The organism is Megamonas rupellensis DSM 19944, from assembly GCF_000378365.1.
GTDB classification, from domain to species: Bacteria; Bacillota; Negativicutes; order Selenomonadales; family Selenomonadaceae; genus Megamonas; species Megamonas funiformis.
Window position 1 is genome coordinate 1 of sequence record NZ_KB899575.1, and the last position, 13,137, is coordinate 13,137.

Here is a 13,137-nt window from a genome sequence, read left to right on the forward strand (position 1 = left end):
CTCCTTTTAAAACCATTTTAATTGCTTTAACTTTAAATTCATTTGAGTATTTAGTCATAAAAAAACTGCACCTCCAAAAGTTGTTTTTTGTCCAACTTTTGGGGTGCAGTTCATTTAAGTAGTAAGTCTTTTTATTTTTATAAATCGAGATTTCTAACTAGATTTGCATGTTCTTCGATAAAACGACGACGAGGTTCTACTTTATCACCCATTAAGATAGTAAATATAGAATCTGCTTCTTCTGCTTCACGAAGATGTACTTGCAATACTGTACGTTTTTCAGGGTCCATAGTTGTTTCCCACAACTGTTCTGGGTTCATTTCCCCTAAACCTTTATAACGTTGTACAGTGATACCATCTCTGCCGATTTCATCTAATTTTTGCGCTAATTCTTCATCGCTATAAGTGTACCAATGACTCTTACCTTTTCTTATCTGATAAAGTGGTGGCTGCGCAATATATACATGACCATTTTCAATTAATGGTCTCATATAACGATAGAAGAAAGTCAACAACAATGTACGAATATGGGCACCATCGACATCAGCATCTGTCATGATGATAATTTTTCCATAACGACGTTTTGTAATATCAAATTCAGAACCAATACCACTGCCAAATGCAGTAATCATAGTACGAATTTCTTCATTGTTAAGGATTTTATCTAAACGTGCTTTTTCTACATTTAAAATTTTCCCACGAAGTGGTAATATAGCTTGGAAACGACGGTCACGACCTTGTTTTGCACTACCGCCCGCACTATCACCTTCGACAAGATAAATTTCTGCTTGTTCTGGGTCTTTTACAGAGCAATCAGCTAATTTACCAGGAAGAGAGCTAACTTCTAAGGCATTTTTACGTCTAGTTAATTCACGAGCTTTACGCGCAGCTTCTCTAGCACGAGATGCCATGATGGATTTTTCAATGATTTTTTTAGAAATGACAGGATTTTCTTCAAAGTATTCAGATAAGCCTTCACTAACAATAGAATCTACAATTCCACGAACTTCAGAATTACCTAATTTTGTTTTTGTCTGTCCTTCAAACTGTGGTTCACGAAGTTTAATGCTAATTACACAAGTTAAACCTTCGCGAATATCTTCACCCACTAAGTTATCTTCGTTATTTTTGATAATACCTTGTCTGCGTGCAAAATCATTAGCAGCACGAGTCAACGCACTTTTAAAACCAGCTAAATGAGTACCGCCTTCTTCAGTATTGATATTGTTAACAAAGCTATAAATATTTTCACTATAGCTTGTATTATACTGAAGTGCGATTTCTACAACAGTAGTATCTTTTGTACCATTGAAATATACAGGCTCTGGATTGATTACTTCTTTATTACGATTTAAATGTTCTACAAAGGAACTAATACCGCCTTCAAAATAGAAAGTTTCTTGACGAACTTCTTCAGGACGTTCATCAGTCAAAATAATAGTAATACCTCTATTTAAGAAGGATAATTCACGTAAACGATGTCTTAAAGTATCATAATCATAAACAGTTTCATCAAAAATTTCTGCATCTGGTACAAAATGAACTAATGTACCTGTTTCATCAGTTTGACCTACTACTTTTAATGGTTCTTTAGTTACACCTTTTTCAAAAGTAATTTCGTGAATTTTGCCATCACGTTTTACTTTTACTTCCATATTTGTGCTAAGTGCATTAACTACAGATACACCTACACCATGTAAACCACCGGATACTTTATATCCAGAACCACCAAATTTACCACCAGCATGAAGTACAGTAAGAACTACTTCTACAGCTGGTTTTCCACTTTCGTGCATATCTACAGGAATACCACGACCGTTATCTGTTACTGTAATGCTATTATCTTTATGAATTGTTACTTCTATATGAGTACAATATCCTGCTAAAGCTTCATCAATACTGTTATCTACAACTTCATATACTAAATGATGTAATCCACGAGCTGATGTACTACCAATATACATACCTGGGCGTTTACGTACTGCTTCTAAACCTTCCAAAATTTGGATTTGATTTGCACCATAATCGCCTTCTACAGCAGTTACTTCTGCACTTTCTTCATCTAAATGAATTTTTACCGTTTCTTCTGTATTTGTATCTATTTCATTTTGCATTTTTTCATTAAAATCAGCCATTTTCGTCCTCCTTTTCATTATTATATTTTATCATTTATACATGTAGTAAGCAAATATCTCGTCTTGATATTCCTGCCTTCGCAATGTTTTTATCAAATTAAAAACTCCTTGCAGAACAAAAAACAGTCGTTACGGATAAAAATAATTTTTTCTTCTCACATTTATCATTTCAGAAAAAAACTTTATTTTTATGTGTTTTTATAGATGACAAATGTATTTTTATATGATATTATATATCACTATATTGCACTTGTATTTTTATTTTAGTTTAGGAGGACTTATTCAATGGACTTTTATTCTCTAATTCAAACAATCGATACTTTTATCTGGGGACCGCCCCTAATTATACTGCTGGTCGGTACCGGTATCTTCTTAACATGTCGATTGCGTCTCATTCAAGTATTCAAATTACCGCTTGCTATGAAGTTAATATTAACGGCTAAAAATAAAGGTTCGGGAGATATCAGCAGTTTCAAGGCATTATGTCTTGCCATGTCGGCAACTATCGGTACAGGTAATATCGTCGGTGTTGCTACGGCTATAGCAGTCGGCGGCCCCGGTGCAATATTCTGGATGTGGGTTTCAGCCTTTTTCGGTATGGCTACCAAATATGCCGAAGGCTTGCTTGCCATAAAGTTCCGTTCCAAAGATGAAATCGGTCAAGTTGCTGGCGGTCCTATGTACTACATCGAACTCGGTCTTGGTAAAAAATTCCGTCCGCTTGCTATTTTATTTGCTGTTTTTACTATCCTCGTTGCCTTTTTCGGTATTGGTACATTCGCTCAGGTAAATGCTATTGTTGACAGTATGAAAATTTCCTTCGGTGTACCTATATACATAACCGACATTATCCTTACTCTTTTGGTAGGTATCATTATCTTCGGCGGACTGAAAAGTATTGCCCGCGCTGCTACGGCAATCGTTCCATTCATGGCTGTATTGTATTTTGTCACCTGCTTCAGTATCCTCATTCTCCACATTACGGAAATTCCTGCTGCCATCATGCTGATTATCGACAGCGCCTTCAACGGTCATGCCGCACTTGGAGGTTTTGCCGGTTCTACGATGATGATGGCTATGCAAAACGGTATCGCCCGCGGCGTATTCTGCAATGAATCCGGCCTCGGTTCAGCTCCAATTGCCGCTGCCGCCGCAAAAACAAACTGGCCGGCGGAACAGGGTCTTATTTCCATGACTGGTACATTTATTGACACACTATTCATCTGCACCATGACAGGTACGACTCTCATCCTTACAGGCGAGTGGGCAGGAACTCATGCCGGTGCAGCTATGACGAATGCCGCTTTCAGCTATGACTACGGCTCTATCGGCGGTATCATTTTGACTGTTTCCCTTATTTTATTCGCCTTTACTACAATTCTTGGCTGGAATTATTACGGTGAACGCGCCTGCCAGTATCTGTTCGGCATTAAAGGCATTGTACCGTATCGTATTATTTTCACCATTCTTGTTGCTTCCGGTGCTTATCTGGAACTTCAGTCCATCTGGGTTCTTGCCGACATCGTAAACGGCCTGATGGCTATTCCAAACTTAATTGCTATCATCGCTCTTTCCGGTGTGATTTCCCTTGAAACTAAAAAATACTTTGAACATCTAAAAGAAAATAAATAGATTTTTTCATAAAAAAAGCAGTGATATAAACTAGGTAATACTAGTTACATCACTGCTTTTATTTTATTTAAATTTAGATACAAAAAAACGTCGCTATAATAGCGACGTAAACTTTCAAATGGCAGGGGTAGCTGGACTCGAACCAACGCATGCGGGATTCAGAAACCCGTGCCTTACCAACTTGGCGATACCCCTATATCTTATTGACTTATAATATTATAAAAGCCAATAAGCCTTTTGTCAACCATAAATAATATTTTTATGATAAAAATTAACAAATACGTGGAATTTGTTCACCTTGTGGCATATCTACAATACGTATACCACCTATAGCTGTGCGAAGTCCAACCTCGCCAATAGCTTTATCAATGACTTTGCCAATCACTTTAGCATTTTTACCATATTCAAATTTATGCATTGTAGCTAATACATTTTCTGTATCTTCTTGGTCTACAAAAGCTACTAATTTACCTTCATTTGCCAAATAAAGTGGGTCAAATCCTAAAATATCGCAAAAACCTTGTACTTCTTCACGCACTGGAATACTATCTTCTTCTAATAAAATTCCCACTTGAGCTTGCTGTGCTATTTCATTTAAAACAGCTGCTACACCACCACGAGTTGGATCACGAAGTACAGCGATATTTGGCGCTACTGTGAGCATTTCTTTCACCATATGATTAAGCGGTGCACAATCTGTTTTTATCACGTTTGGCAATTCTAAATTATGACGAGATGCCATAATTGTTGCTGAATGGTCTCCTAAATAACCACTGACAATGATATTTTGACCTGCTTTTGCTTTCAATGGAGATATTTCCACACCTTCTATGCGTTCTCCCACACCAGCAGTATTGATAAAAATACCATCAGCACAGCCTTTATTCACTACTTTAGTATCACCTGTAACGATATAAACGCCAGCTTCATCAGCAGCTTTACGCATAGTATTTACTATTTCTTGTAAATCTTTTAACGGAAAACCTTCCTCAATTATCATGCCAACAGAAATATATTTAGCAATAGCTCCTGTCATAGCTAAATCATTTACAGTACCACAAACAGCCAATTTACCAATATTACCGCCAGCAAAAAACAAAGGTTTCACTACATATGAGTCTGTAGTAAATGCTATTTTATTTGTACTTAAATCTAATTTAGCACCATCGTGCATTTCCCTTAATATAGGATTATCAAATGCTGGCAATAAAATTTTTTCCATAAGCTCATGACCTGCTTGACCACCACTGCCATGTGCCATAGTAATTACGTCATTTGCACCAAAATTACCTACCAATATTATCACCACCAAAATTTTTAAACTTATTCAAAATGAAATACTCTCGAACCATATTTATACCAAGCAGCACAAGTTCCTTCAACAGAAACCATACATGAACCTACTGCATGATTTGGTGTACATACCTTGCCAAAAAGAGGACAATCTGTAGGTTTTACTAAACCACGAAGCACTTCACCACAACGACAACCAGCAGGTTCTTTGGATATTTCCTTATTCACTGGTATCATCTTCAAAGCATCAAATTCACTGAAAGCATCTGTTAAATCCAATCCTGAATTTTCGATTACACCCAAGCCACGCCAATTAGCAGGTGCTTTTTTATATACTAAATCCATGATTTTTTGCGCTTGCATATTACCTAATGTTTTTACCACACGCTTATATTGATTTTCGATTTTAAAATCTTTTGCATGAATTTGTTTTGCAATCATATAAATAGCCTGCAAAATATCAAGTGGCTCAAAACCTGCTACAACTGCTGGCAAATGATATTTTTGAGCAATAAATGTAAAAGGCTCTTCACCTGTGATTACACAAACATGACCTGGAAGTAAAAAGCCATCTATTTTTATTTTTTCATCACAAAGCAACGCTTCAATTGCTGGCGGAGTCAATTTATGTGCTGTTAATACAAAAAAGTTTTTTATATTTTGCTGTTTTGCTGCAAGTATTGTAGCTGCTGCTGTAGGAGAAGTTGTTTCAAAACCAACAGCAAGAAAAATAACTTTTTTATCAGGATTATCTTTTGCTATTTGCAAACTATCCATAGGAGAGTAAATAATTCTTATATCTCTACCTTCTGCTTTTACCTGATTTAAACTAGATGATGTACCTGGCACCTTTAACATATCGCCAAAAGTAGTGATAATAACATCTTCTTGACGAGCATATGCAATCGCTGTATCTAAATAATCATTTGGTGTAACGCATACAGGGCAACCTGGACCACTTACTAGCTCTACTTTTTCTGGCAATAATTGGCGAATTCCTGCACGGAAAATAGATACTGTATGTGTACCACATACTTCCATAATACGCACTGGTCTATCTATTAATCTATCTATTTCTTTAAGCAAGAATGCTGCTATCTGTTTCGTTTCGTTCACTTGCTGGCTCATTAGTTCCAAGCACCTCTTTCAATAATTCAGTAGTGATTTTCGCTTCTTCTTCATCAATTACTTGAATGGCAAAACCAGCATGCATCAAAATATAATCTCCTTCATTAGCCTCTGGTAATAACATCAAGCTAATATCACGGCGAATACCTTCTACTTCTACAGTCGCCACCATGTCTTTTTTTTCAATAACTTTTGCAGGTACCGCTAAACACATAAAAACCCTTCCTATCTATTTCACTATTTCAATATCATTTTCTTGTAAATAACGAGTCAAAGCCACTGCCATTTGACCTAAAGCTATACCGCCATCATTAGACGGTACTTTTTCATTGATGTAAATATCATATCTATTTTGTAATTCTTTGTAGATTAAATCCAATAAGGTGATATTTTGACATACACCTCCACTTAATACTACTTTATTTAAATTACTTTCCTTGCCCAATAAATCTATCATTTCACAAATAGCTTTTGCCATAGTCAAATGGAAAGATTTCGCTATATATGCTACAGAATATTTCTGTTTTAAATCATATAAAAGCTGATACATAGGCATAAAATCTATGATATATTGACCTAATTCTTTATTTATCGTAAATGGCAAAACTTCGCCATCGCTATCATAAGCTATTTTTTCCAATTCAATAGCTGCTTGTCCTTCATAATTTATCTGATAACAAATACCTAGCAAACTAGCTACAGTATCAAAAATTCTGCCAGCACTAGAAGTAAGTGGAGCATTAAATCCTTTTTGTGTAGCTTTTATCAATAATTGCCAATTCACCTTTAATAATTCAGGATATTTGCCCTTGATATCTTCACCATACAGATTATACGCTATCCATAAACCCAATCGCCATGGCTCTTTTACCGCTTTAGCTCCAGATGGCAATGGCATATATTGAAAATGTCCTCTGCGTTCATATCTAGATAAATTGGCTATAAAAAATTCTCCGCCCCAAATACAACCATCATCGCCAAAACCTGTACCATCTAGGCTAACACCAATTACATCACCTTTCAAATCATGCTCTGCCATGACTGAGGCAATATGTGCATGATGATGTTGTACCTGTATTAATGGTAAATCATTATCTTGAGCATAGCTTTTAGCAAATTTTGTCGAAAAATACTCTGGATGCATATCACAAGCAATAAGCTTTGGTTTGATAGTAAATAGACGCTTAAATAAATCAATACTATTTTTATAAGCGTTATTGACTGCCATATTTTCTAAATCACCTATATGCTGACTCAAAAAAGCCTTTTGCCCTTTCGTCATACAAAAAGTATTTTTTAATTCTGGGCCACAGGCTAACACAGGAATATCACTTATCAAATCGCCTTTTAATAATACTGGAGAAGGAGCATATCCTCTACTTCTGCGTATTAACATCTGTTTATCATTAAACACTCGCACTACAGAATCATCTACACGCGTTTGAATAATTCTATTATGTGAAAGTATATAATCCGCTATTGTTGATAAATGTGATTTAGCTTCTTCATCTTGATAAACAATCGGCTCATCACTTAAATTAGCACTTGTCATTACAAATACATCATCATCATTTAATAATAAATAATGAATTGGTGCATATGCTATCATCACACCTAAATAAGCATTATGAGGTGCTACCTTTGAAGCTAAGTTATAAGCTTTTGCTTTATGCAATAAAACAATCGGTGCTTGCATAGAAGTCAATAATTCTTCTTCTTTATCATTAACTTCACAGATTTTTTTTACTATATCAAGATTAGTAGCCATCACTGCAAAAGGTTTATCCTCGCGAATTTTTCGCTGTCGCAAATTAGCTACAGCTTCTTCATTAAAAGCATCACAGACTAAATGATATCCGCCTATTCCCTTTACTGCGACAATAGCACCTTTTTTGATTAATTCATGTGCTTTTTTTATACTTTCATTAGCTATATATACTTTATCAGCTACTAATTTATACTGTGGTCCGCAAATATCACAAGCATTTGGTTGAGCATGAAATCGTCTATCTAATGGATTAGTATATTCATCTTCGCAATTTTTACACATAGGAAATACTTTCATCGTAGTATTTTGGCGGTCATAAGGAATGTCTTGCACTATGGAAAAACGTGGCCCACAATTTGTGCAATTCGTAAAAGCATATTGATATCTTCTATTGTTTTTATCTTTTATTTCTCGTTTACAATCTTCGCAAATAGCTAAATCTGGAGAAATCAAAGTTTCCTTTGTCAAACCTTGTGGGCTTTTTTGAATTATAAACTCTTTATCATCACAAATTACATCAATCTCATGATAGCTGATGTTTGTTATATATGATGCTTTAGGCGCTTTTGTCTTTATACATTGACAAAAATTTTCTATATCTATATCTCGTCCCTGAATTTCTAGCAAAACGCCTTCTACATCATTTAATACATAACCGCTATAACAAGACTGTATAGCTAAGCCATATATAAACGGTCTAAAACCTACACCTTGTACAATACCTTCTACACGTATCTGATATCTTTTTATTTCTGATACTCTGCTACCCATTTATCAACTAGCTCCTTAGCCTTTTGAGCTACTTCTGGTACTTTTTCAGCTATTTTTTCTGTCATATCCAATCCCATAGAAACAACCTCTGGTTTTACACCCATTACAACAACTTCTTCAATAGGATTATCAGTTAATTTCAAAACAGCTAACATATCATTAACGCCTAAATCATGTACAGATATTTTATCTTTAAAATATGCATTTAATTCATCACCTGTAAAACTATGAAAACTACCTATAGGCGCATCAATGTTCATCGCATCAATCAATAATAATTTCTTAGTACCTGCAATATATGGCATTAAATCCATACCTAAAGTACCACCATCAATAATTTGTACAAAATCAGGATAGTCAGTGATTTTCTGCAAATATTCTGCACATCTAACACCAAAACCTTCATCTTGCATGATGATATTGCCAATACCTACAACTGAAATATCTGCCATAATTATTCTCCTAATTTTAACTGTTCTTGTTTTTTCTTAAATTCACTGCGGATAAAATCACACCATTTATCTACACCTACATCTTTAGAAGCAGCAGTTTCCATGATTTCAAGCTGTGGATGAATACATTTTAAATCATGTTTAGCAGCTTCCATATCAAAATTAGTAAATGGTAAAATATCAACTTTATTTAAAATAGCAACTTTAGACTCTTTGAAAATAATCGGATATTTTAATGGTTTATCATCGCCTTCAGTAATACTTAAAACGGTAACCTTCATATCTTCACCAACGACAAATTCTGCTGGACAAACGAGATTACCCACATTTTCAATGATTACAACATCCAATTTATCAAGGTCTAAATCACCAAGTACTTCTTCTACCATTGGCGCATCTAAATGACAACCACCATTTGTATTAATCTGGATTACTGGCACATTATGCTGTGCTATTCTATCTGCATCTTTATCGGTAAATAAATCACCTTCAATTACAGCTAAACGTAAATCATCTTTTAAGTGAGCGATAGTTCGTTCTAATAAAGTTGTTTTACCTGAACCAGGAGAACCCAATAAATTAATAGCTAAAATACCATGTTTATCAAATAAAGATTTATTCTTGCCAGCAATTTCATCATTTCTGCCAAGAATATCTTGCATTACAGGAATATCCATTCAATCCGCCTCCAATGATTCTACTCGAAGCTCTCGTCCCGATATAGTTTCCATGCGCAAAGAACCACAATGAGGACAAGTAAAGTTATATCTTTCTATTTTAGTTTCCTTACCACATTCTAAACATCTTGCTACAAGTGGTATTCTCTTTAAAATCAATTTTGCTCCCTCAGCTTTCGTGTCTTTAGCTATAGAAGTAAAACAAAATTCTAAAGACTCATCTACAACACCTGTCATTTCACCAACTAAAACAGAAATTTCTGTTACTTTTTTCGCTTCATTTTTATCTGCATAAGAAAGCACAATATCTAAAATGCCTTCTGCTAATGCCATTTCATGCATAATCTAAAATAATAAAACAGTCGGGTAAAAACCCGACTGTTTGTATCTCCTTATAACAGAGCAGTTAACCCACGCTGAGTAAACTCAGCAGTCAACTGTGTTAGCGGTGTTTTAGCAGGATTATAATTAATCGTTGTTTCACCGTTATGCGCATGAATATGAACGTTATATACTCCAGGTAATCCTAATAAACTTTCTTTAAGTTCTTTAGCATTTTCCTTTGTATATCCTTCAACTTTAAATCTTAATTTATTACCTTTTCCACCAAAAAGGCAACCACAAGTAAGACACATGAAAATTACATCTCCTTAATCTTCTGCAATATGTCCTTTTTTATCTTTGAGGTCATCAATATCAGATGGAATATGTGCTAAAGTTTTTGTACCAGAGAACATACTAGCAGCTTCGCCTTCACGTTCCATTAAGTCTGCTCTGAATACCATATATACATGACCCATAGCAAAGAACATAATGAACCAAGCAAAATAATGATGAACCCAATGGAAAATCATTTCACCATACATACCGATTGACCAACCAAAAATAGAAGCTGGTACACCTGTGGAGTTAGGCATATAGTACATAGCAAAACCTGTTACGATTTCTACTAAAACCATAACATATAATGCTAAATATGAGCCACGAGCCAAAGGATTACGTAAATATGGTTTATGAGAATATTTTAATAGGCTGTAGTGAAGTGCTACTTCTACAGTTTCTTCCATGTATTTAGTAGTCCAGAATTTAGGTAACAAACGGTCACCACGATTGATAATCCAGCCATAAATACGCAAAGTAAATGAAGCTGTAAAAATAAAGCCTAATAAGAAGTGAATATTACGGATTAAATCTACAGATAAACGCCAATCTGCAAAAGTTGGTTCATGACCTGGGCCACCAGAAATAGGGTCCATAATCAACAATCCTGTAATAAATAATCCAGCAATACACCAAACCATAATCCAATGAAATATTCTTAAAAATGGACTAAAAATATAATATTTCTTTAATTGTCCCTTTGGATGAACTAACTTAGCCATTTAAACCACCCCTAATATAAGGGTCAGTATTAACTGTACTTATTGTTCTTCCCTTCGCATCATATAAGTGAGTAGCACAAGCTATACATGGGTCAAAAGAACGTATAGCTTTGACAATTTCTAATGGTTTTTCTGGAATTTTAACAGCAGTATCCATCATAGCGCGTTCAAAAGCACCTTGACCTGCCACTTCATCACGAGGGCAAGCATTCCATGTAGTTGGTACTACTGCTTGATAGTTGCTACATTTTTTATCTTTAATTGCAACCCAATGGCTAAGTGCACCACGAGGAGCTTCATAAAGACCCACACCTTTTACTTCTTCAGTTGGCCATGTAGATGGATCCCATTTAGTAGTATTAGCTGTATCTGTATCACCATTAGCAATATTTTTAATGAGTTTTCCGAAGAAATATTTATTCATGCAAGCATTAAGCTGTGCATCTAAACCACGAGTAATTGTACGTCCAAGTGTAGATGGTAACCATACTTCTGGTGCTACATTTAATAATTTAGAAATAGCATCTACTTGATCTACCATCATCTTTTCTGCCCAATTTGGTTGGAGAAGATTTTGTTTAACTTTTGTATAAATAATAATATAACGAGCAAGAGGTCCAACTTCTGCCATTTTGCCACGCCATAATGGTGTTTTAATCCAGGAATATTTGCCTTTTTCATTAAGCTGTTCCCAATGACTCTTATTACCGTTTTTATCACCAGTGTATTCAGCTTCAGATTTACCATCCCATGGATGAAGAGCATCGCCATCTTTATACCATGCATGAGTTGTAGTTTCTGTTAATACTTCTGGATCTTTTAAGTCATCAGCTGTAACTTCAGTAACTTTTGCATTCATAACGCCAGCACCAAAGTTTTCAACTACAGCATTGCAGTGAATCATGATTTGATTGAACCAATCTCCACCATTAGCTGTACCTGCAAATGGTTCTTCTGGGAAGGAGCCAAATCCTAATACACGTTCTTTAGCAAGACCAGCACCGCCAGTGATTAAACCTTTCTGAGCATAAATATGACCAATAGCTAATAAGTCAGGTAAATAGAAATTATTTACTAAATCCATGCTTAAATTGATGGAAGTATCTACAGCAGCTAAACGTTGGCTATTAACAGGAGCATTCATTTCGTCCATGGAAATAGCGCATGGCATACCACCAACAACATAATGAGGATGTGGATTTTTACCACCAAAAATAACATGAGGAATAACTACTTCACGTTGTTTATCGAGCATATTTAAATAATGAGCGATAGCCATTAAATGTACTTCTGGAGGAAGAATTTGATAATCTGGATGATCCCACCAGTTTGCAGCAAAAATACCAAGCTGTCCACCGCTAACTAAAGCTTGAACTTTATCTTTAATTGCTTGGAAATATGCTGGTGTTGCTTTTGGGAAATCTTTTGGATATGCAGAAAAATCATATTCCATTGGACCATTAAATGGTAATTTATAATTTGCAAGCACTGCATTTTGTAAATTAGCAGTTGCTGTTGGGTCTGCTTTTAATGCTTCAAGTGGGCTAACCCAATCTAATGCATGTAAATGATAAAAATGTACTAAATGGTCATGAACAGTAAGTGTTGCTGCCATTATATTACGAATATAGTTTGCATTTTTAGGAATTTTAATGCCGAGTGCATCTTCTACTGCACGAACACAGCCCAAAGAATGAGAACTAGTACATACGCCACAAATACGTTGAATATATGCCCATAAATCGCGAGGGTCACGATTTTTAGCAATTACTTCAAGACCTCTCCAAGCTGTTCCGCTAGAAATAGCATCTGTTACTTTATTGCCTTCCACTTCAATTTCTACACGTAAATGTCCTTCAATACGTGTTATTGGGTCTACTACTATATGTGCCATTATTT

12 protein-coding genes and 1 tRNA gene are annotated in these 13,137 nt (G+C 35.3%); 1 reads left to right on the forward strand and 12 read right to left on the reverse strand.

Translation table 11 applies throughout. The annotated features are described in order from the left end of the window. Window positions 1–137: 137 nt before the first annotated feature. Entirely contained in the window at window positions 138–2,114 is a 1,977-nt protein-coding gene (gene gyrB, locus F553_RS0105060) for a DNA topoisomerase (ATP-hydrolyzing) subunit B (RefSeq protein ID WP_370755008.1), read from the reverse strand. A 306-nt stretch (window positions 2,115–2,420) separates the two neighbouring features. Between gyrB and F553_RS0105065 the strand changes: the two genes are divergently transcribed. Continuing rightward, window positions 2,421–3,767 (forward strand): alanine/glycine:cation symporter family protein, encoded by a 1,347-nt coding sequence (locus tag F553_RS0105065; RefSeq protein WP_018999254.1) that lies wholly within the window; start codon window positions 2,421–2,423, stop codon window positions 3,765–3,767. A 119-nt stretch (window positions 3,768–3,886) separates the two neighbouring features. Here F553_RS0105065 and F553_RS0105070 read toward each other — a convergent pair. The 11 genes from F553_RS0105070 to F553_RS0105120 all read right to left on the reverse strand — a co-directional run bounded on the left by F553_RS0105070 (window position 3,887) and on the right by F553_RS0105120 (window position 13,132). Beyond that, window positions 3,887–3,962: transfer RNA gene (locus F553_RS0105070), tRNA-Gln, on the reverse strand. Between the two features lie 76 nt (window positions 3,963–4,038). Beyond that, window positions 4,039–5,028: a hydrogenase expression/formation protein HypE gene (gene hypE / locus F553_RS0105075; protein ID WP_033405554.1), complete on the reverse strand. Its 990-nt coding sequence runs from the start codon at window positions 5,026–5,028 to the stop codon at window positions 4,039–4,041. Between the two features lie 62 nt (window positions 5,029–5,090). Further along, on the reverse strand, window positions 5,091–6,188 hold the full coding sequence (gene hypD, locus F553_RS0105080; RefSeq protein WP_026296934.1) for a hydrogenase formation protein HypD: 1,098 nt from the start codon (window positions 6,186–6,188) through the stop codon (window positions 5,091–5,093). After that, entirely contained in the window at window positions 6,139–6,402 is a 264-nt protein-coding gene (locus F553_RS0105085) for a HypC/HybG/HupF family hydrogenase formation chaperone (protein WP_008539121.1), read from the reverse strand. Before F553_RS0105085 ends, hypD begins: the two co-directional genes overlap by 50 nt. 15 nt (window positions 6,403–6,417) lie before the next feature. Beyond that, a complete protein-coding gene (gene hypF / locus F553_RS0105090; RefSeq protein WP_018999257.1) occupies window positions 6,418–8,727 on the reverse strand; it encodes a carbamoyltransferase HypF in 2,310 nt (769 codons plus the stop codon). Beyond that, window positions 8,703–9,179 (reverse strand): hydrogenase maturation protease, encoded by a 477-nt coding sequence (locus tag F553_RS0105095; RefSeq protein WP_018999258.1) that lies wholly within the window; start codon window positions 9,177–9,179, stop codon window positions 8,703–8,705. The genes hypF and F553_RS0105095 overlap by 25 nt, the downstream gene beginning before the upstream one ends. Window positions 9,180–9,181: 2 nt before the next feature. After that, the gene (gene hypB / locus F553_RS0105100) at window positions 9,182–9,856 is read right to left on the reverse strand and encodes a hydrogenase nickel incorporation protein HypB (RefSeq protein WP_018999259.1); all 675 of its coding nucleotides are present in this window, start codon (window positions 9,854–9,856) and stop codon (window positions 9,182–9,184) included. Continuing rightward, window positions 9,857–10,198 carry a hydrogenase maturation nickel metallochaperone HypA gene (gene hypA / locus F553_RS0105105; protein WP_008539125.1) on the reverse strand — a complete coding sequence of 114 codons (342 nt, stop codon included), beginning with the start codon at window positions 10,196–10,198 and terminating at the stop codon, window positions 9,857–9,859. A gap of 50 nt (window positions 10,199–10,248) precedes the next feature. Next, window positions 10,249–10,491 (reverse strand): cation transporter, encoded by a 243-nt coding sequence (locus tag F553_RS0105110; protein WP_008539128.1) that lies wholly within the window; start codon window positions 10,489–10,491, stop codon window positions 10,249–10,251. Between the two features lie 15 nt (window positions 10,492–10,506). Further along, on the reverse strand, window positions 10,507–11,238 hold the full coding sequence (gene cybH / locus F553_RS0105115) for a Ni/Fe-hydrogenase, b-type cytochrome subunit (RefSeq protein ID WP_018999260.1): 732 nt from the start codon (window positions 11,236–11,238) through the stop codon (window positions 10,507–10,509). Further along, complete coding sequence (locus tag F553_RS0105120; RefSeq protein WP_008539131.1) at window positions 11,231–13,132, reverse strand: nickel-dependent hydrogenase large subunit; 1,902 nt, start codon at window positions 13,130–13,132, stop codon at window positions 11,231–11,233. Before F553_RS0105120 ends, cybH begins: the two co-directional genes overlap by 8 nt. Between the last annotated feature and the right edge of the window lie 5 nt (window positions 13,133–13,137).

What these genes read in the sequence shown, in the direction of transcription:
- gyrB (WP_370755008.1), bottom strand. Translation starts at nt 2,114, where the DNA reads ATGCAAAATGAAATAGATACAAATACAGAAGAAACGGTAAAAATTCAT.
- F553_RS0105065 (WP_018999254.1), top strand. Translation starts at nt 2,421, where the DNA reads ATGGACTTTTATTCTCTAATTCAAACAATCGATACTTTTATCTGGGGA.
- hypE (WP_033405554.1), bottom strand. Translation starts at nt 5,028, where the DNA reads ATGGCACATGGCAGTGGTGGTCAAGCAGGTCATGAGCTTATGGAAAAA.
- hypD (WP_026296934.1), bottom strand. Translation starts at nt 6,188, where the DNA reads ATGAGCCAGCAAGTGAACGAAACGAAACAGATAGCAGCATTCTTGCTT.
- F553_RS0105085 (WP_008539121.1), bottom strand. Translation starts at nt 6,402, where the DNA reads ATGTGTTTAGCGGTACCTGCAAAAGTTATTGAAAAAAAAGACATGGTG.
- hypF (WP_018999257.1), bottom strand. Translation starts at nt 8,727, where the DNA reads ATGGGTAGCAGAGTATCAGAAATAAAAAGATATCAGATACGTGTAGAA.
- F553_RS0105095 (WP_018999258.1), bottom strand. Translation starts at nt 9,179, where the DNA reads ATGGCAGATATTTCAGTTGTAGGTATTGGCAATATCATCATGCAAGAT.
- hypB (WP_018999259.1), bottom strand. Translation starts at nt 9,856, where the DNA reads ATGGATATTCCTGTAATGCAAGATATTCTTGGCAGAAATGATGAAATT.
- hypA (WP_008539125.1), bottom strand. Translation starts at nt 10,198, where the DNA reads ATGCATGAAATGGCATTAGCAGAAGGCATTTTAGATATTGTGCTTTCT.
- F553_RS0105110 (WP_008539128.1), bottom strand. Translation starts at nt 10,491, where the DNA reads ATGTGTCTTACTTGTGGTTGCCTTTTTGGTGGAAAAGGTAATAAATTA.
- cybH (WP_018999260.1), bottom strand. Translation starts at nt 11,238, where the DNA reads ATGGCTAAGTTAGTTCATCCAAAGGGACAATTAAAGAAATATTATATT.
- F553_RS0105120 (WP_008539131.1), bottom strand. Translation starts at nt 13,132, where the DNA reads ATGGCACATATAGTAGTAGACCCAATAACACGTATTGAAGGACATTTA.